Consider the following 18,432-nt stretch of genomic DNA (forward strand, 5'->3'; position numbering starts at 1 on the left):
AGAACCGGCGCAACGCCGAAACCCGCACCGGACGCTTCCGCCGGGGCGCCGGCTGTGGTGCTCTGGAGCGTCGGCCGGCTGTCCGGCTTCTGGAGGAGGTCCGTGATGGGCAAGGTGGTACTCGACGTGTCGGTGTCCCTGGACGGGTTCAGCGCCGGGCCGGACGTCCGCGCGGACGAGCCGATGGGGGACGGCGGCGAGGCGCTGCACGCGTGGATGGGCTGGGACGGGCCGGGCGGCGCCGTCGACACGGCCGTGCGGCGGGAGGTGGACGCGGCGGTCGGGGCCGCCGTGATCGGGCGGCGCACGTTCGACCTGGGCCTGGAGCCGTGGGGCGGGACGCCGTGGGCCGGGGTGCCGGCGTTCGTCGTCACCCACCGGCGCCGGGACGATCTCGCGGGCGGCAACGGCGGCGTCTTCGCCTTCGACGGCCTGGAGGGGGCGGTCCGGCGCGCCAGGGAGGCCGCCGGTGACAGGGACACGATCGTGATGGGCGCCGCCGTGGCCGGGCAGGCGCTCCGGGCGGGGCTGCTGGACGAGGTGCACGTCCATCTCGTGCCGGTGCTGCTGGGCGCGGGCACGCCCTTCCTCGGCGGGGAGCGGGCCGATCTCGTCCCGGCCGGCGAGCCCCGCGCCGGGAGCGTCACGCATCTGCGCTACCGCGTGGCGTAGCGACGGCCCGCCGACCGGTACGGGCGGCGGGCCGGCGGGCGGCGCGGATCGCGCGGGTCAGGCGTCGATCTTCTCCATGACCTCGTCGCTGACGTCGAAGTTCGCGTAGACGTCCTGGACGTCGTCGGAGTCCTCCAGGGCCTCGATGAGGCGGAAGACCTTCTTGGCGTTGTCCTCGTCCAGGGGCACCGAGACGCTGGGCAGCCAGCTGGAGTCGGCGGACTCGTAGTCGATGCCGGCGTCCTGGAGGGCCGAGCGGACCGGGATGAGGTCGCCCGCCTCGCAGACGATCTCGAAGTTCTCGCCCAGGTCGTTGACCTCTTCGGCGCCGGCGTCCAGGACGGCCATCATGACGTCGTCCTCGCTGGTGCCGGCCTTGGGGACGATGATGACGCCCTTGCGGTTGAACAGGTACGCCACCGAGCCCGGGTCGGCCAGGGAGCCGCCGTTGCGGGTGAGGGCGACGCGGACCTCGGAGGCGGCGCGGTTGCGGTTGTCGGTCAGGCACTCGACCAGGACCGCCACGCCGCCGGGGGCGTAGCCCTCGTAGGTGATGTTCTGCCAGTCGGCGCCGCCGGCCTCTTCGCCCGCGCCGCGCTTGCGGGCGCGCTCGATGTTGTCGTTGGGAACCGAGTTCTTCTTCGCCTTGTAGATGGCGTCGTAAAGCGTCGGGTTGGCGTCGGGGTCACCGCCGCCGGTACGCGCCGCCACCTCGATGTTCTTGATCAGCTTGGCGAAGAGCTTGCCCCGCTTGGCGTCGAGGGCCGCCTTCTTGTGCTTGGTGGTCGCCCATTTGGAATGGCCGGACATTCTTTACTCCTCCTCCATCGCCCGGCGCACCAGATCGGCGAAGTAGTGGTGCACGCGGTGGTCGCCCGTCAACTCCGGATGGAACGCGGTCGCCACCAGGCGCCCCTGCCGGACGGCGACGATCCTACCGATGTTCGGCCCGCTCTCGGCGCGGCCGAGCACCTCGACGCCGGCGCCGACCGACTCGACCCACGGCGCGCGGATGAAGACCGCGTCGAACTCGCCGATGCCGTCGAGCGGCACGCGGGCCTCGAACGAGTCGACCTGGCGGCCGAAGGCGTTGCGGCGGACGGTCATGTCGATGCCGCCGATGGTCTCCTGGCCGGCCGCCCCGTCCCGGATCCGGTCCGCGAGCATGATCATACCGGCGCAGGAACCGTACGCCGGCATGCCCGCCTCGATCCGCTTGCGCAGGGGCTCCAGCAGCTCGAACGAGCGGGCCAGCCGCCACATCGTGGTGGACTCGCCGCCGGGGACGACGAGCGCGGAGACGCTCTCGAGCTCTTCGGCGCGGCGTACGGGGAGGGTGCGCGCGCCGGCTCCCTCCAGGGCCCGGGCGTGCTCGCGCACGTCGCCCTGCAGGGCGAGAACACCGATCGTGGGCACAGCGGTCACGGGAAAGCCTTTCGGGGAGTGGTCCTACCGACCGTACAACGTGCGGGCGGCCGGCGGATCTTCCCCTCGGCGCCCGTCAGCAGAGCTTGAAGCGGCGCAGCGGCAGTTCGAGGGGCAGGAAGCCGTCGGCGCCGCGGTCGGCGATGCCGCGGCCGAACATGTGGGCGCCCGCCAGCGCCAGGCCGAACTCCTCGGGGTCGAACGGCAGCGGGACGTCCGGGACGCCCTCGTCGATGGCCTTCCAGTACGGGTCCTCGGCCGGCAGCCGCTCGCCCTGGTCGACGACCACGCCGTCCTCGGCGGTCACGAACACGTCCCGGCGCAGCTCGCCGCCGTCGTACCAGCGGAACCAGCAGCCGGAGATCACGCTGTGCAGGACGAGCACGCCGCAGCGGGCGCCGGGCAGCGCGGCGGCGGCGGTGTCGGCGATCCGGCGGGCGTCGTCGTCGAGGCAGAACAGGCGCCGGTCGCACAGCAGCAGGGCGCGGTCGAAGACGCCGACGAACAGCTCGTCCTCGTACGGCCAGAGCGCGAAGTCCAGGACGGTGTCGCCGGTCTCGGTGAGGGTGGCGGCCGGGTAGAGGCCGCGGGCGATGGTGGCCGCGGCGGCCGGATCGGGGTCGGGGTCGAGGCCGGGCCGGAACACCTCGGCGGGCTCACCGGCACTCGCACAGGCCAGCGCGACCGACCACCCCATGAACGTTCCTCCCGCCCCTGAACGACCGCCCGGCCAGCGTAAACCCTGGGGCGCGGGATGGGGAGGGGCCGCCGTAAGTAACCGTCCGGTCACCCCGCACGCCCGTCCGTAAAGGGCGGGCGTGCGGGTCCGTTACCCACCGGCGCCTAGATCACCAGCCGCGGCCGGCGAACTTCTGGTCCTCGCCCAGGGAGGCGACGTTGATGCCGACCATGGCGTCGCCGAGGCCGCGGGAGACCTTGGCGATCACGTCGGGGTCGTCGTGGAACGTGGTGGCCTTGACGATCGCCTCGGCGCGCTGCGCGGGGTTGCCGGACTTGAAGATCCCGGAGCCGACGAACACGCCCTCGGCGCCCAGCTGCATCATCATCGCGGCGTCGGCCGGGGTGGCGATGCCGCCGGCGGTGAACAGCACGACCGGCAGCTTGCCGGCCTGCGCGACCTCCTTGACCAGCTCGTACGGGGCCTGGAGCTCCTTGGCGGCCACGTACAGCTCGTCCTCGGGCAGGTTCTGCAGCCGCTTGATCTCCGCCCGGATCTTGCGCATGTGCGTGGTGGCGTTGGAGACGTCGCCGGTGCCGGCCTCGCCCTTGGAGCGGATCATCGCCGCGCCCTCGGTGATCCGGCGCAGCGCCTCGCCCAGGTTGGTGGCCCCGCACACGAACGGGACGGTGAACGCCCACTTGTCGATGTGGTTCTCGTAGTCGGCCGGGGTGAGCACCTCGGACTCGTCGACGTAGTCGACGCCGAGCGCCTGGAGCACGCGGGCCTCGACGAAGTGGCCGATCCGGGCCTTGGCCATCACCGGGATGGAGACGGCCTCGATGATCCCGTCGATCATGTCGGGGTCGCTCATCCGGGAGATGCCGCCCTCGGCGCGGATGTCGGCGGGCACCCGCTCCAGGGCCATCACCGCGACGGCACCGGCGTCTTCGGCGATCTTGGCCTGGTCGGGCGTGACGACGTCCATGATCACGCCGCCCTTGAGCATCTCCGCCATGCCGCGCTTGACCCGGGCGGTCCCGGTGGCGGGAGTGTCGGTGGCGGAGCTGGCTGTGTTGGACACGGGTCTTCCTCACGTGAACGGACGGCAAGTCGTTTCCATGATATTGCCTGCTCCGTCCGGTCTTGGACCCGGCAGAGTGTCAACGGCCGGGCGGGCGGTTTTACGGGATGCGCGGCTCGCCGTCGTTCACCAGGACCATCCACACCTGCCCCTTGGCGAACGTCATCGGCTCGCCCGCGGCGGTGGTGAACGTGGTCCCGGCGTTCTCGGCCGGCCGGGACCAGCGGGCGTCGTAGGCCCTGCCGTCGCGCAGAACAAGGGCGCGCCCGGTGCCGGTCGTCTTGATCTCCGGCGTGTAGTTGCCGAGGAAGTCGTGGAACTTGGAGCGCGTGGTCCTCGCGTACTGGATCACGACGGTCTGGCCGCCGAGCACCCCGCCCTCGGCGGCGGTGTTGGTGCGCCCGTTGTGGGCCGACAGCCAGCGCTTCTGCTCGGCCGACCAGGTGAACGACATCCGCGTGGACGGCCAGCGGGCGGTGAAGGTCTTGACGGGCCTGCCGCCCGCGGGCGCGGGCCCGAACCGGAACCCGATGTCGCGCGGCCCCTCGGCCTTGGGCGCCTGCTTGAGCAGCGACTTCGGGCTGGCGTACAGGTTGTACGGGATGGGCTTGGGGCCGGCCCTGAAGTAGGCCGATCCGGCGCTCTCCTGGGAGATGTCGTACAGCGGGGCCTGCTTGATGTACTTCTTCATCTTGCTCTGCACGCCGGAGAACGCGAACGCCGGCCTCCCGAACTGCGGGAGGATGTGCAGGTCGGAGATCCGGGCGGAGCGGACGGGCCCGACCCGCGGCGGCAGCTTGGACGAGTACACGGCCATCAGCCGCGTCTCGCCGCCCTCGACCTGCTCCACGTACACGATGTCGGCCGAGCGCACCCCGGTCTGCGGCAGCGCGGGCCGGGTGTTCTCGATCTTCACGGCGAGCACGGGGTTGCCGATCCCGCCGCGGCCGCCCGTGAACGGATGCGTGGCGGGCGCGGCGGGCTTCCCTCCCTCGCCGCCCCCGGCGTTGGGGGGCGCGGCCGTGTCCGGTCCTCCCGATCCGCCGCCCGAGCACGCCGTCAGTGCCGCGCCGAGTGCGACGGCCCCGACCCCGGCGGCCGTACGACCCCGAACCCCAGCAACACCCACGATTCTGCCTCCCAACGGCGGATCTGCCCGAGGGTAGCGAATACGAATGAGAGCTTTGTCGGGTTCAACCCCGGCCACCGGCCACAGGCCCCCCGGCTCCGGCCCTCAGCCGCGGAGCGCCTCCGGCGGGTCGTCGTCGATCTCGAAGAACCCGGGCAGCGGCGCCCGCCCCGCCAGCGGCAGCACGCGGATCAGCAGCTTGCGCCGCGCGATGCGGGCGGCCGAGACGGCGTCGTTGTAGAACCGGCGGGCGTAGACGACCTTGGCAGCGGCCGAGGCCATCTCGTCCAGCACCGGCTGCCCGTCGCCCCTGGCCTTCAGCGTCTCGGCGAAGTCGGGCTGGTCGACCACCGCCCGCAGCGCCCGGGACAGGTCGCTCTCGGCGAACTCGCGGCCGTCGGCGTCGGCGGTGCGGGCCTCGTGCGCGGCGGTGGCCAGCACCAGGCTGGTGGCCGGGTCCAGCTGCCGGGACGCGGCCAGCTCCAGCGCGACCGCGGCCCGCCGGACCAGCGCGGCGTCCAGCGCGGCACGGGCCGTCTCGACGCGGACGTGCAGCCGGTCCAGCCGGGTCGCGCGCCAGGAGCCGTACACGCCCACCAGGAAGACGACCGCGATCCAGAACAGGACATCGATGATCCAGTCGGGGAACAACATGCTGTGCCGAACGCCTCTCAGGCTCCGCGGCCGGACTCGACGACACCGGCGCCGTCGAGCGCGACGGTCTCGTACACCCGCAGCACGTCGCGGGCCACCGCCGACCAGTCGTAGGAACGGACGGCCGCGCGCGCCTCGGCCGACAGCTGCTTGCGCCGGGCCGGGTCGTCGAGCAGCTCGCCGGCCGCCGCGGCCAGCGCCTCGTGGTCGCCGACCGGGAACAGCGCCCCGGCCCGGCCGCCGCGCAGCACCCGGTCGAACGCCTCGATGTCGCTGGCCAGGATCGGCGCGCCCGCCGACATCGCCTCGGCCAGCACGATCCCGAAGCTCTCGCCGCCCAGGTTGGGGGCCACGAACACGTCCACCGAGTGGTACGCGCGGACCTTGTCCTCCTCGCTGACCAGGCCGAGCACGACCACCCGGTCGCGCAGCCCGGGCGAGACCTTGGCCACCACGTCGTCGGCGTCGCCCGGCCCGGCGACCAGCAGCCGCAGGCCGGGCCGCTCGCGGCCGAGGATCTCGAACGCGCGCAGCAGCACCGGCAGGCCCTTGCGCTGCTCGTCCATCCGGCCCAGGAAGCCCAGCGCGCCGCCGGTGCCGTCCCCCGCGGCGGCGTCGCCGTCGCCGCGGCCGGGCCAGCCGGGCAGCGGCTCGGCCATCGCGTACCGTTCGGTGGCCACGCCGTTGGGGATCAGCACCGCGTCGCCGCCCAGGTGCTCCACCAGCGTCTTGCGCGCCGCCTCCGACACCGCGATCCGGCCGGTGATCTTCTCCAGCGCGCTCTGCAGGATCGGCGCGGTGACCGAGACGAGGCGGGACCGCTCGTACGAGGCGTGGAACGTCCCCACGATCGGCCCGTCGGCGGCCCAGCAGGCCAGGATGCCCAGGGACGGCGCGGCGGGCTCGTGGACGTGCAGGACGTCGAAGCCGCCGTCGTTGATCCACCGCCGGACCCGGTTGGCCGACAGGAACCCGAACGAGACGCGGCCCACCGACCCGTTGTAGGGCACCGGCACGCCGCGGCCCGTGGGGACCACGTACGGCGGCAGCTCGGCGTCGTCGTCGGCCGGGGCGATCACCGACACGTGGTGGCCGAGGTCGATCAGCGCCTCGGCGAGGTCGCGGATGTGCTGCTGGACGCCGCCCGGGACCTCCCAGTCGTACGGGCAGACGATGCCGATCCTCACCGCGCCGTTCCTTCCGCGCCGCTGCGGCCGTCGCGGCCGTTGCGGCCGTTGCGGCGCTCCTCCGGGAGGTCGTCCACCCAGACCTTCTGGAGCATGTGCCAGTCTTCGGGATGCGCCGCGATGCCCTCCTCGAAGACACCGGCGAGCTGCTGAGTCATGGCCGCGATCTTCTCCTGTCTGGCGCCCCCGTCAGGAACCGGGATCTCGTCGTGGACCCGCGCCGCCCAGTACTCGCCTTCGTACCACAAGGTGACCGGGATGAGGGCGGCGCCGGTCTGGATCGCCAGCGCCGCCGACACCGCCGGCATCCGGGCGGTGGCGCCGAAGAACTCCACGTCGATCCCGCTGTCGGTGAGGTCCCGGTCGACGACCAGGCACACCGGGCGGCCGGCGCGCAGCCGCTGGGCGAGGCGGCCGTAGGCGGACGCGCCCCGGTGGGCCAGCACCTCCATGCCCAGGCTCTCACGGAACGCGACGAACCTGTCGAACAGGGACTCCGGTTTGAGCCTTTCTGCCACGGTCGTGAAGGGGTGTCCCTGGTAGACCAGCCAGGCGCCGGCCTGCTCGTAGTTGCCCATGTGCGGCAGGGCGAGGATCACGCCCCGGCCCGAGTCGAGGTTCGCGAAGATCTTCTCGTGCCCGGTGACCCGCATCCGGCCGACGATGCGGTCGCGGTCGTACTCGGGCAGCCGGAAGACCTCCAGCCAGTACCGGAGGTACGAGCGCAGCACCTTCCTGCTCAGGACGCGGACCTCGTCGTCGACGGCGTCCTTGCCCAGCACCCGGCACAGGTTCCTCTCCAGCTGCCGCACGCCGGACCCGTGCCGCTGCCAGGCGCGGTCGGCCAGCGCGGTGAACGCGGCGCGCGCGGCCCGCTCGGGCATCTTGCGGACGACCGTCCAGCCGAGGGCGTAGGCGGCGTCCATCACCTCGTCCCGCGCCGCCGCGATCCGGGCCGGGCGGGGCCGCCGGGGCGACCGGGCACCGGGGGTCACGCGCGGCGCTCCGCGCGGCGCCTGAGCCGGCCGGACGACCCGCCGCCGCCCTTGCGGCCCTTGGGCACGGTCTTGGGCTCCACCTGCGGCGCGGGCCCGGCGGCCTCGGCCGGACCGGCGCCGCCCTCGGGACGGGCGTCCTCGGGCCCCGCCTTCCCGGGCCGGGCCGTCTCGGGCCCGGCGGCCTCAGGACCGGCGGTTCCGGGGGCGGCGGGCTCGGCGAGGGCCTGGGCCCGCACGGTCGCGAACCGCTGCCCGACCGTGACCGTGCTCAGCACCGCCAGCACCCACAGCGCCGCCGCCAGGATGAACGGCACGCCGAGGCCGTGGAACCCGGCCGCCACCAGCGCCACGATCAGCCGCTCCGAACGCTCGGCGATCCCGACGTCGCAGGTGTAGCCCAGCCCCTCGGCGCGGGCCTTGGCGTACGACACCACGACCCCGGCGACCAGGCAGTACAGCGCGACCCCGGCCAGGCTCTCGTCGCCGTCCCGGTAGAGCCCGATCATCAGCCCGGAGAAGATCGCCGCGTCCGCGACCCGGTCCATCGTGGAGTCCAGGAACGCGCCCCAGCGGGAGATCTTGCCGGTGACCCGGGCGACGGCCCCGTCCAGCATGTCGAACAGCACGAACGCGGTGATCACCATCGTGCCCCAGAAGAACTCGCTCCGGGGGAAGAAGCCCAGCGCGCCGGCCAGCACGCCGATCGTCCCGACGACGGTGATGGCGTTGGGCGAGACCCCGGTCCGCGCGACGGTCTGGCCGATGGGGGTCAGAACGCGTCCCAGCGCGGGCCGCAGTTTGTTGAGCATCGCGTCCGATCCTGTGGTGTCGAGGTCGTGGCCCCGTGCCGAGAGGCCCGGTACGGTGCCGCGCCGGGCTCGGGGGGCCGCGCAGCGCGCGCCCAATCGTAGTGCGGCCGCCCGGTACGCCGGGTCGAGGCGGCGCGCCGCGGCCGTCCGCGCGGCAAGAGATGACCGGCGTTTGCCGTCCGCCCCTTGTGATCCGGGCCGACACGGGAAAAGGTGTTGACACGGGTGTGACGTCGGTCACGCACGTCGGACGGTGGCCTGGCGCCGCACTCGGCCGACAGGACCCTGGCCCGCACCGGCGGGCCGGGCCCTCAGCCGCACGCGGCCCCGCGCGGGCCCGTCCGAGGAGGTAAGCCATGGCGGACAAGGGAGGCCATCCGGGAGGCCACGGCAGGGCACCGGAGGCCGGCCGGCCCGACAAGGTGCGCAACGTCGCGCTGGTCGGCCATTCGGGGGCGGGAAAGACCACGCTGGTCGAGGCGCTGCTGGCCGCGACCGGCACCGTGCAGCGGCGCGGCCGGGTCGAGGACGGCACGACGGTCAGCGACTTCGACGAGGTCGAGGTGCGCCAGCACCGCTCGGTCAACCTGTCGCTGGCCCCGCTCGTGCACGGCGACATCAAGGTCAACCTGATCGACACCCCCGGCTACGCCGATTTCGTCGGCGACCTGCGGGCCGGGCTCCGGGCCGCCGACGCGGCGCTGTTCGTCGTCTCGGCGGTGGACGGCATCGACGGCCTCACCCGCATGCTGTGGGAGGAGTGCGCGGCGGTGAACATGCCCCGCGCGGTCGTCATCACCAAGATCGACCAGCAGCGCGGCGACTTCGACGACGTGCTGCTGTCCTGCCAGGACGCCTTCGGCGAGGGCGTGCTCCCCTGCTACTTCCCGATCGGCTCGGGGGACGCCCCGGAAGGGCTGATCGGGCTGCTGACCCAGCGCTGCATGGACTACTCCACCGGCGCCCGGGTCGAGTGCGAGCCGGCCGCCCGCTACGTGGAGCAGATCGAGGAGCAGCGCGCCGCGCTGATCGAGGGGATCATCCAGGAGAGCGAGGACGAGGGCCTCATGGACCGGTACCTCGCCGGCGAGGACATCCCCGTCAAGTCGCTCATCGAGGACCTGGAGACGGCCGTGGCGCGCGGCAGCTTCTACCCCGTCCTCGCCACCTCCGTGCCGCACGGCGACCATCCCGGCCCCGTCATCGGGATGATGGAGCTGCTGGAGGTCATCACCGAGGCGTTCCCGTCCCCGCTCGAGCACGGCATCCCGCCGGTCACCGGCGTCAGCGGCGGCCCGCCCAGGGAGATCGCGTGCGATCCCGAGGGCCCGCTGGTCGCCGAGGTCGTCAAGACCACCTCCGACCCGTACGTCGGGCGCATCTCGCTGGTCCGGGTGTTCTCCGGCACGCTGCGCCCCGACTCGACCGTGCACGTCTCCGGGCACGGCCTGGAGGACCGCGGCCACGAGGACCACGACGTGGACGAGCGGGTCGGCGCGCTCAGCTCCCCCCTGGGCAAGACGCAGCGGACGCTGGCGTCGTGCTCGGCCGGCGACATCTGCGCGGTCGCCAAGCTCAGCCGGGCCGAGACCGGCGACACCCTGTCGGACCCGGGCGCCCCGCTGCTGATGGCGCCCTGGTCGATGCCCGACCCGCTGCTGCCGGTGGCGATCCGGGCCCGGTCCAAGGCCGACGAGGACAAGCTGGGCCAGGCGCTGGGCCGGCTGGTCGCCGAGGACCCGACGCTGCGGCTGGAGAACAACTCCGAGACCCGCCAGCTGGTGCTGTGGTGCATGGGCGAGGCGCACGCCGACGTCCTGATCGAGCGGCTGCGCACCCGGTACGGGGTGGAGGTCGAGCGGGTCGACCTGCGCGTCCCGCTGCGCGAGACGTTCGGCGGCACGGCCAAGGGCCTGGGCCGGCACGTCAAGCAGAGCGGCGGGCACGGCCAGTACGGCATCTGCCACATCGACGTGGAGCCGCTGGCCTCCGGCGAGGGCTTCGAGTTCGTCGACCGGATCGTGGGCGGCGTGGTGCCGCGCCAGTTCATCCCGTCGGTGGAGAAGGGCGTCCGGCAGCAGATGGCGCGGGGGGTGTCGGCCGGGTACCCGCTGGTCGACATCAAGGTCACGCTGCACGACGGCAAGGCGCACTCGGTCGACTCCTCCGACATGGCCTTCCAGGCGGCGGGGGCGCTGGGCCTGAAGGACGCGGCGGCGAAGGTGCCGATCCTGCTGCTGGAACCGGTCGACGAGGTCGCGGTGCTGATCGCGGACGACTACGTGGGCGCGGTGATGTCCGACCTGACCTCGCGGCGCGGCCGGGTGCTCGGCTCGGAGTCGGTGCCGGGCGGCCGCACCATGATCAAGGCGGAGGTTCCGCAGCTGGAGATCATCCGGTACGCGATCGACCTGCGCTCGCTGTCGCAGGGCACCGGCACGTTCAGCCGGGTGTTCCTGCGGTACGAGCCGCTGCCGTCCCACCTGTCGGACAAGGTGGCGGCCGCGTCCCAGAACGACTGAACCCGCGCGCACGGCACCCCGCGGCCCGGAGGGGGCGCCTCCCCTCCGGGCCGCCCGGCGCCGTCAGCGCGCTCCGGGCCTGCGGTCGGCGGGAAGCGAGCACGCGGGCGTGGCGCCGGGCAGCCGCCCGCGGTTGTTCGACACCAGCCGGTAGACGCCGTGCGCGATCCAGCGGAACGGCGGCACCCGCAGCACCAGGCCCAGCGGCCGCCACACCCCGCCGGCGTCGATCAGCAGCGCCGCCGCGGCCTGCGCCCCGCCGAGCGCGCGGCGGCCGCGGCTCACCCACACGACCTCGCGGGAGGCCCGCTCGGGCGTGGTGGCCAGCGCCGCCAGGTCCGCGGTCTGGTACGGCACCAGCTCGGCCGACGTCGGGATCCGGCGCTCGATGAACCGCACCGACGCGGTGCAGAACCCGCAGTCGCCGTCGTACAGCAGGACCGGCCGCTCGCGAGAAGTCACGTCCGGTACCTGCCCGGGGCGCGCTCCCCTAGTCTTCACCGGCCGTCCTCACCGGCCGTCTTCGGCGGCCGGCCACGCGTCGGCGAGGAGCTTGCGGGTGTCGCGCAGCAGCTGCGGGAGCACCTTGGTGTGGCCGACGACCGGCATGAAGTTGGTGTCGCCGCCCCAGCGCGGCACGACGTGCTGGTGCAGGTGCGCGGCGATCCCGGCGCCCGCCACCTGGCCGAGGTTCATGCCGACGTTGAAGCCCTGGGCGCCGCTCGCCCGGCGCAGCGCCGTCAGCGCGCTGCGGGTCAGCTCCGCCAGCTCGCCGTACTCGGCCGGGTCGAGCCCGGTGTAGTCGGCCACGTGCCGGTACGGGACGACCATGAGGTGGCCGGAGTTGTACGGGTAGAGGTTGAGCACCGCGTAGACCCGCTCGCCGCGGGCCACGACCAGGCCGTCCTCGTCGGTCATCGCGGGGATCTCGCAGAACGGGCAGCCGTCCTCCGCCCCGGCGCCGGTGGGCTTGCCCTCGCCCTTGATGTAGGCCATCCGGTGCGGGGTCCACAGCCGCTGGAAGTTGTCCGGCGTGCCCGCACCTCCCCGTTCCTCCTCGTACCGAGGCGCGCCCTCGCGCGCCTCCGGCGTCACAGGCTCCTCCGGCTCTAGGCTCAAGGCGGCGCTCTCCTCTTGTTCGCGGCCCGATCGGCGTTCACGGCCTGACCAGCAGCATAGAGAGGAAGCCCGGCGGGCCTGCAGCCGGGATCCCCCGGCCCCGCGCCCGCGCCGAGCAGCAGTACCGGATTTCACCGGAGTTCACCGGACATGGCGGGCGGCCCCGGCGCCGCCACGGCACCATGGACGGCACGTCCAGCGTGGGGAGCCGATCGATGACCGACCTCGACAAGGGATTTCCGGGCGGCGGCGGCGCGGAGCCGCCGCGTCTCGAGACCGGGTCGATGCCGTTCTTCCCCGCGCCGCCCGCGCCTCCCCCGCCGCCCGCCGTGCCCGCGCCCGCGCCGCCCGCCGACGCCGCCCCCGCGGCCGTGAAGGGACGCGTCACCATCGAGGACCAGGTGATCGAGAAGATCGCGGTGCTGGCGGCGCTGGAGGTGGACGGGGTGGCGGAGTCGGCCGCCCGCGCCTCCTGGGGTGCCACGGGCGAGGCGGGCGGCCCGGTCCCGGCCGCCTCGCCCGTGGCCGGCCGGCCGCTCGGGGCACCGCGCCCGCACCACGAGGTCTCGCTCGAACTCAGCCTGACCGTCGCGTACGGCTGCCCGGTCATGGCCGTGGCCGAGCAGGTCAGGGCCGAGGTCGCCCGGGTCGTCGGACGGATGCTGGACGTGCGCGTGGTCGCGGTCGACATCGCCGTCGAGGACGTCCGGCCGCCTGCTGCAAGAAACGCCGCGAACGCGCGGTAGCCGCCGCCTCCCCGGGCGTCCCAGACCGCGGGCCCGGCCCCGCCCGCGAAGGCGCCCGCCTCCGCACGGCGGGGCCGCGGTCTACTGAAAGAAACGGCGATTCTTTTCTCTGAAGCGGTTTTTGCGTCCCTCTGGGCGGGATAGTGGAGGGGACACACGGCCCGGGACCCCCACCGCTCAGGAGGTCGTCATGGCGCAGGAGGCGCACGGTGACGGCCGCTGTGGTCAGAACGGCACCGGATGCGGCCGGCGCGGGCGCACGGCCGCCCTCCCGGAGCCCTGGCTGCGCGAGTGGCGGGCGTACCGGGCCGCGTTGCGCGGTTCCGCACTGTCGCCGGGCAGCCGCCAGGTCTACACCTCCCGGCTACGCGGCTACCTGGCGTGGCTGGCCGCCGGAGCGCGGACCGGCGGCCCGGACGGCGGGGCCGGTGAACCCCTCACCGACCCCGCCGACCGCGACCTCGCCGTCGCCCGCTTCAGCGACCACCTCCGCGACGCGCACGGCTGCAAGCCGGGGACGATCAACAACTACCTGGCGGCGATCGACCACTACTACACCTTCCACCGCGGCATGGGGCCCGTGCGGGCGGTCCGGGAGCGGCTGCCGAGCCGCCCGCCGGCGGTCCTGGACGCCCGGCTGCGCGGCCGCTTCCACGCGGCGGCGCAGCGGCTGCGCTCGTCCCGGGACGCGGCGATCTGCCTGCTGCTGGTCCATTCGGGCATGACGGCCGCCGAACTGGCGGCGCTGGACGTCGAGGACATCGTCCGCGGCTCGCGGCGCTGGCACCTGATCCTGCGCGACGGCCGGGGCAACGTCCGGCGCATGGTCACGCTGCCCTACGGCGAGGTGCACGACACCCTGCGCCGCTGGCTGCGGGTCCGCCCCTCCCTGCTCCACCGCGGCTCCGCCGAGACTGCGCTCTTCGTCGGCCGGCGCGGCGACCGGCTGGCCGAGCGCACGCTGCGCAGCATCGTCACCACCACCGCCGCCGACGCGGGCCTGCCGATCACGCCGCGGCAGCTGCGCGTCCCGACCGGGTTCGTCCCGCCGGGCAGGGACGCGCCGCCGCTGCCGGTGGCCGCGCCGTCCCCCCGGCCCGGCACCGCGCCGGGGAGTGCCGGCGAGCCGGTCCCGGTGTCCATGGACGCCACCACTCAGGCCACGATCGACCGGGTCGGGCGGCAGGTGCGGGCGACCGAGCAGGCGACGTCCCGGCTGGCCCGCAACCTCCTGGACAACGCGCAGCTGCAGGAGCAGGCCGCCGACGCGTTCGCCCGCCTCGCCGAAATGCGCCCGGCGAACCGGGCGCAATACCGGCAGAAGTCCGCGGCCGCACGGAAGGCCGCCGCCGAATCGCGGCGCCTGGCCGCGCACTACGCCGACGGTTCCGGTGCCGGGCGGGCCGGCGCGGACACCGGCCGGCGCGCGGCGCGCGGCTCGCCGGCCCCACGTTCTCAGGCGGTGAATCCCCCCCTCACCGCCTGATCGCGCCGGCGGGGCGCCCCCTCCGAGCGTGTGGATCCGCCCCCCCAAGTCCACGCTCCTCACGCGCCCCGCCGGCGCCTTAGCGTCCGCCGTACGCCGCCCGCGCTCAATCCTCGACCGCGGGCTTCTCCACCGCGGATTTCTCGACCAGGGGCGGGGCCGCGCGCGACCCGTCCGGGCCCGCCGCCGCGGACGCCCCGCGGGAGCCCGCGTGGTTGGCGATCAGGATCACGCCCTGGGCGGCGCCGTTGTCGCTGAGCAGCGAGGCCTCGACCCGCAGCCGGACCGAGCGGCCGCGCCGGTTGATCGCGTCGACCGTGAGGCCCGCCCGGCCGGTACGGCCCGGCTCCAGCGCCCGGTGCACCAGCGGCGCGACCTCCCGCACCGGCAGCCCGATGTCCAGGCCGAGCAGGTGCTGGCCGTGCGCCTCGTCGGCGCGCAGCCCCCACAGGTCCTCGGCGCCCTGGCTCCAGACCGTGACCCGCAGCTTGTCGTCGACCACGATCACCGCCGTGCCGAGGCTCTGCAGCACCGAGGCCAGGAACGCGTTGGCGGCGTCCAGCTCCCCGGTGCGGACCCGCAGCGCGTCGTTGATCTCCTGGAGCTCGTCGTTGGTGGACTGGAGCTCCTCGTTCATCGTCTCCAGTTCCTCGTTGGTGCTCTGGAGCTCCTCGTTCGTGGTCTCCAGCTCCTCGTTCGTGGACTGGAGCTCCTCGTTGGTGGTCTCCAGCTCCTCGTTCAGGGACTGCAGCTCCTGGTAGGCCCGTTCCAGCTCCTCGTTCGCGTGCTCCAGCTCGTCGTGCAGGCGGCTGTAGCGGGTGACGTCGTTGAAGCTGATCCCGACGCCGATCAGCCCGTGCCCGCCGTCGAACAGCGGCCCCACCACCACGTCCAGCACGCACACCTCCGCCGGCGCGGAGCGCTGCCACTCCACGTGCTGGAGCTCCACCGGCCGCAGCTCCTGCTTGACCCGCTCGATGATCGAGCGGAGCTCGACCGGGCGGAAGGACACCTCCAGGTCCTGGAACGGCCGTCCCACGTCCATCGGGTGCAGCTTGAACAGCGTCTCCGCCTGGGTGTTGGCCACGACCAGATTGTCCTCGGTGTCCAGGGCCAGCTGCGCCACCGGTCCCGCGGCCAGCGCGGCGGCCCGGATCTGGGCCGCCCGCGCGGCGTTCTCACCGGCCGCGTCGTCCAGCGCCAGCCTGGGCGACCTGGACCTGCGCGGCAGCTTGTGGAACAGGCGCTTGCGCAGGTCGACGGGCTCGAACCAGTCGCCGTGGTTGAGCAGCATCTCGGCCTTGCCGAGGAAGATGAAGCCCGAGTCGTTCAGCGCGAAGTGCATCCGGCGGAGGATGTTCGCCTGCGTCTCGGCGTTGAAGTACATCAGCGTGTTGCGGACGACCAGCAGGTCCACCCGCGAGATGGGGGCGTCCTTGGTCAGGTCGTTGCGGCCGAAGATGACCTGGCGGCGCAGGTCGCGGCGGAAGACGTAGTTGGACTGGAGCTGCTCGAAGTACCGGGCGCGCAGCTCGGCCGGAACGTCGCGGATCTTGCGTTCGCTGTACGCGCCGGCCCGCGCGGTCTGCAGCGCCGCCTCGTCCAGATCGGTGGCGTAGATCTTGACACGGTCGCGGAAGCCGTCCACGCCGAGCACCTCGGCCAGCACCATGGCCAGCGTGTACGCCTCCTCGCCGGTCGAGCAGCCGGCGCTCCACACCCGGATCGGCCGGGCCGGCGGGCCGACTCCGATCAGCTCCGGCACCACCCGCTCCGCCAGCGCCTTCCACGCCGGCGCGTCGCGGAAGAACCCGGTGACGTTGATCAGCAGGTTGTCGAACAGCGCGGCGTACTCCTCCGGCTGGACCTCGAGGAAGTCGCGGTACTCGCCGAACGTCCCGAGGCCGACCGCGGCCATGCGCCGGCCGATGCGCCGCATCAGGGTCGAGCGCTTGTAGCCGCTGAAGTCGAAGCCGCGGTTCTCCTTCAGCATGGCGAGGAGTTGCTCCAGCTCGTGGGGGTCCTCGCCGTCGCCCGAGATTGTCACCACGGCACGAGCCTAGCCTCCCGGCCCCCGGCCCGCGGGCCCCGCGCCGCCGAGGTCAGCCCGGCTCCGGGCCGGTGTCGGCCTCCGTCCCGGACTGGTCGCCCATCTCGGTGATCAGCCGCTGGATCGTCACCAGGGCCCGCTCGGTCTCCTCCCCCGTCTCGGCGAACCTGCGGGCCGAGATGTGGTGCCCCCGCCCTGCCGCCTCCGCCTCCAGGCGGCGGTTGAGCCGGCGGCGCTCGGTCAGCTGCCGGGCGGCCTGCTCCAGCGCCCACTCGACCTGGTGCGTCTGCCCACTGAACAGGCTGCGGCCCGTCCACGCGTGCCCGACGACGCACTCGTAGCGGCCGGGCTCGCCCGGCCGCCGCCGGCCGAGGTAGATCGGGCCGCCGCACTCGGGGCAGCTCACCCCCTCGGGTACCGTGCTGCCCGGCTCGAAGGCGGCCGGGAGCTCGGGCAGCAGCCAGGCGACGCGCCGCTCCAGCTCGGCGTCCCGCACCGGTTCGGGGAACTCCTCGCCGGCCTCGCGGGCCTCGCCGTCGATCCGCGCGGCCAGCCCGGCCAGCGGGAGGGCGGGCGCGTCCGGGACGGCCTCCAGCGCCGCGTCGGGCATCCCGCGGAACGGCGCCTCGGCGGGGTCCTGGACCAGCACCAGGCCGCCGTGCCGCCGGACGGCCGCGCCGCCCGCCGCGCCGTCGTCCAGGGCGCCGCTGAGCACCACGGCGATGACCCGGGGACCGGCAGCCAGCGCCGCGCTGAACAGCAGCGGGTCGGCCGCGGGCCGGTGCCCGTTCTGCCGGGGGCCGGCGGACAGCCGCAGGGTGTCGCCGGACAGGAGCAGGTGGCGGTTGGGCGGGGCCACGAAGACCCGGCCCCGGGTGAGGTCGCCGCCGTCCTCGGCGTACGACACCGGGAGCGCGGACGCCCGCTGCAGCACCCGCGGGAGCGCGCCGCCGCCGTACGGCGACACGTGCAGGGCCACCAGGACCGCCGCCGGGAGGTCGGCCGGCAGCCGCGCGAGGAGGTCGCGGAGCGCGCCGATCCCGCCCGCGGAGGCCGCTGCCACGACCACGTCGCGGCCCTTTGGGGCGTTCACACCCGCGTCCTGCCCGGGGACGGGGCGTTCACACCCCTCGCACGCCCGGGCCACCGGCCGGCGGGCGCCCGCCCCGCGCGGCCGCGCGTGGCGGGCGGCGCTCGATCAGCCCGCCACGCGCGCGTAGCAGGTCTGCATGGACACCCCGACCGACACGGTGGTGACCTTGACCCGCTCGACCGTCTCGGCCCGGACGCCCGCGAACCGGAAGGTGTGGGTGCGCCCGGCCTTGGCGGTGTCCTGCTGGGAGACGGGCGCGCGCCCGTTCATCGACACCTCGGCCCGGACCAGCCCGCTGGCCGAGGCCCGGACGGCGACCTCCAGGGCGTCGCCGGTGGCCGCGGGCCGGTAGACGGCCGTGCCGGCCGGGCACCACGTGGTCGTGCCGCCGCCCTGGCCGGGCAGCGTGGGCCCGCCGCCCTGGTTCCCGCTCTGGCCCTGGCCGGTGCCGCCGCCCTGCTCCGGGCGGGTCTGCGGCTCGGTGGCGCCCGGGACGCCGGGGACGGCGGTGGCGCCGGTCCCCGGCACCGCCGGCGCGGTCGTCCCGGTGCCCGCGGCCGCCCGGTCGCCGGCCGCGGCGCCGCCCTTCCCGTCCCGGCCCATCAGCGGGTAGAGCAGCACCGCGACGGCGGCCGCCACGAGCAGCAGCGCGCCGCCGTACCCGGCGACGCGGGGCCAGGATGAACCCTTGCGGGCCGGCCTGCTCCTCGTCTTCATCTCCCCACCGTCCCAGATGCCGCGGCCGTCGCGTACCGAACCCCTGTCCCCGGCCCGGGGCC

At 74.2% G+C, this 18,432-nt stretch carries 17 protein-coding genes and 1 pseudogene; 4 read left to right on the top strand and 14 right to left on the bottom strand.

What is annotated here, in order from left to right; genetic code table 11:
- Window positions 1-105 precede the first annotated feature (105 nt).
- On the top strand, window positions 106-672 hold the full coding sequence (locus tag ACA361_RS35500; protein ID WP_375019470.1) for a dihydrofolate reductase family protein: 567 nt from the start codon (window positions 106-108) through the stop codon (window positions 670-672).
- 57 nt (window positions 673-729) lie between these two features.
- Here the strand turns inward: ACA361_RS35500 and ACA361_RS35505 are convergent, their stop codons facing one another.
- The 9 genes and pseudogenes from ACA361_RS35505 to pgsA all read right to left on the bottom strand — a co-directional run.
- Window positions 730-1,482, bottom strand: a complete 753-nt coding sequence (locus tag ACA361_RS35505; RefSeq protein ID WP_375019472.1) for a YebC/PmpR family DNA-binding transcriptional regulator — start codon at window positions 1,480-1,482, stop codon at window positions 730-732.
- 3 nt (window positions 1,483-1,485) lie between these two features.
- The gene (gene pdxT / locus ACA361_RS35510; protein ID WP_375019474.1) at window positions 1,486-2,097 is read right to left on the bottom strand and encodes a pyridoxal 5'-phosphate synthase glutaminase subunit PdxT; all 612 of its coding nucleotides are present in this window, start codon (window positions 2,095-2,097) and stop codon (window positions 1,486-1,488) included.
- Window positions 2,098-2,173: 76 nt separating this feature from the next.
- The gene (locus ACA361_RS35515; RefSeq protein ID WP_375019475.1) at window positions 2,174-2,794 is read right to left on the bottom strand and encodes a hypothetical protein; all 621 of its coding nucleotides are present in this window, start codon (window positions 2,792-2,794) and stop codon (window positions 2,174-2,176) included.
- 151 nt (window positions 2,795-2,945) lie between these two features.
- Window positions 2,946-3,860, bottom strand: coding sequence for a pyridoxal 5'-phosphate synthase lyase subunit PdxS (pdxS, locus tag ACA361_RS35520; protein WP_375019476.1), 915 nt, complete (start codon window positions 3,858-3,860; stop codon window positions 2,946-2,948).
- Between the two features lie 100 nt (window positions 3,861-3,960).
- Window positions 3,961-4,785 (bottom strand): DUF3048 domain-containing protein, encoded by an 825-nt coding sequence (locus ACA361_RS35525; protein WP_375019477.1) that lies wholly within the window; start codon window positions 4,783-4,785, stop codon window positions 3,961-3,963.
- Window positions 4,786-5,094: 309 nt separating this feature from the next.
- Window positions 5,095-5,643, bottom strand: coding sequence for a hypothetical protein (locus tag ACA361_RS35530; protein ID WP_375019478.1), 549 nt, complete (start codon window positions 5,641-5,643; stop codon window positions 5,095-5,097).
- A 17-nt stretch (window positions 5,644-5,660) separates the two neighbouring features.
- Window positions 5,661-6,830 (bottom strand): glycosyltransferase family 4 protein, encoded by a 1,170-nt coding sequence (locus tag ACA361_RS35535; RefSeq protein ID WP_375019479.1) that lies wholly within the window; start codon window positions 6,828-6,830, stop codon window positions 5,661-5,663.
- Entirely contained in the window at window positions 6,827-7,756 is a 930-nt protein-coding gene (locus tag ACA361_RS35540; protein ID WP_375019569.1) for a phosphatidylinositol mannoside acyltransferase, read from the bottom strand. Before ACA361_RS35540 ends, ACA361_RS35535 begins: the two co-directional genes overlap by 4 nt.
- Window positions 7,757-8,028: 272 nt before the next feature.
- Window positions 8,029-8,637, bottom strand: a pseudogene (gene pgsA / locus ACA361_RS35545) (phosphatidylinositol phosphate synthase); the annotation flags it as partial.
- A gap of 356 nt (window positions 8,638-8,993) precedes the next feature.
- On the opposite strand from pgsA, the gene ACA361_RS35550 reads away from it, so the two are divergent.
- Entirely contained in the window at window positions 8,994-11,159 is a 2,166-nt protein-coding gene (locus ACA361_RS35550; RefSeq protein ID WP_375019480.1) for an elongation factor G-like protein EF-G2, read from the top strand.
- Between the two features lie 63 nt (window positions 11,160-11,222).
- Here the strand turns inward: ACA361_RS35550 and ACA361_RS35555 are convergent, their stop codons facing one another.
- Window positions 11,223-11,621, bottom strand: a complete 399-nt coding sequence (locus tag ACA361_RS35555; protein WP_375019481.1) for a thiol-disulfide oxidoreductase DCC family protein — start codon at window positions 11,619-11,621, stop codon at window positions 11,223-11,225.
- Between the two features lie 48 nt (window positions 11,622-11,669).
- Window positions 11,670-12,254: an HIT domain-containing protein gene (locus ACA361_RS35560; RefSeq protein WP_375019570.1), complete on the bottom strand. Its 585-nt coding sequence runs from the start codon at window positions 12,252-12,254 to the stop codon at window positions 11,670-11,672.
- Window positions 12,255-12,493: 239 nt separating this feature from the next.
- On the opposite strand from ACA361_RS35560, the gene ACA361_RS35565 reads away from it, so the two are divergent.
- Entirely contained in the window at window positions 12,494-13,024 is a 531-nt protein-coding gene (locus ACA361_RS35565; protein ID WP_375019482.1) for an Asp23/Gls24 family envelope stress response protein, read from the top strand.
- 190 nt (window positions 13,025-13,214) lie between these two features.
- Complete coding sequence (locus tag ACA361_RS35570) at window positions 13,215-14,510, top strand: tyrosine-type recombinase/integrase (protein ID WP_375019483.1); 1,296 nt, start codon at window positions 13,215-13,217, stop codon at window positions 14,508-14,510.
- A gap of 106 nt (window positions 14,511-14,616) precedes the next feature.
- Here the strand turns inward: ACA361_RS35570 and ACA361_RS35575 are convergent, their stop codons facing one another.
- From ACA361_RS35575 to ACA361_RS35585, 3 genes are all read right to left on the bottom strand, one after another.
- Window positions 14,617-16,560: a CheR family methyltransferase gene (locus ACA361_RS35575; protein WP_375019484.1), complete on the bottom strand. Its 1,944-nt coding sequence runs from the start codon at window positions 16,558-16,560 to the stop codon at window positions 14,617-14,619.
- Between the two features lie 52 nt (window positions 16,561-16,612).
- Window positions 16,613-17,653: a chemotaxis protein CheB gene (locus tag ACA361_RS35580; protein ID WP_375019485.1), complete on the bottom strand. Its 1,041-nt coding sequence runs from the start codon at window positions 17,651-17,653 to the stop codon at window positions 16,613-16,615.
- Between the two features lie 105 nt (window positions 17,654-17,758).
- Entirely contained in the window at window positions 17,759-18,370 is a 612-nt protein-coding gene (locus ACA361_RS35585; RefSeq protein ID WP_375019486.1) for a hypothetical protein, read from the bottom strand.
- Window positions 18,371-18,432 lie beyond the last annotated feature (62 nt).

The organism is Actinomadura sp. 21ATH (assembly GCF_041951345.1).
GTDB lineage: Bacteria > Actinomycetota > Actinomycetes > Streptosporangiales > Streptosporangiaceae > Spirillospora.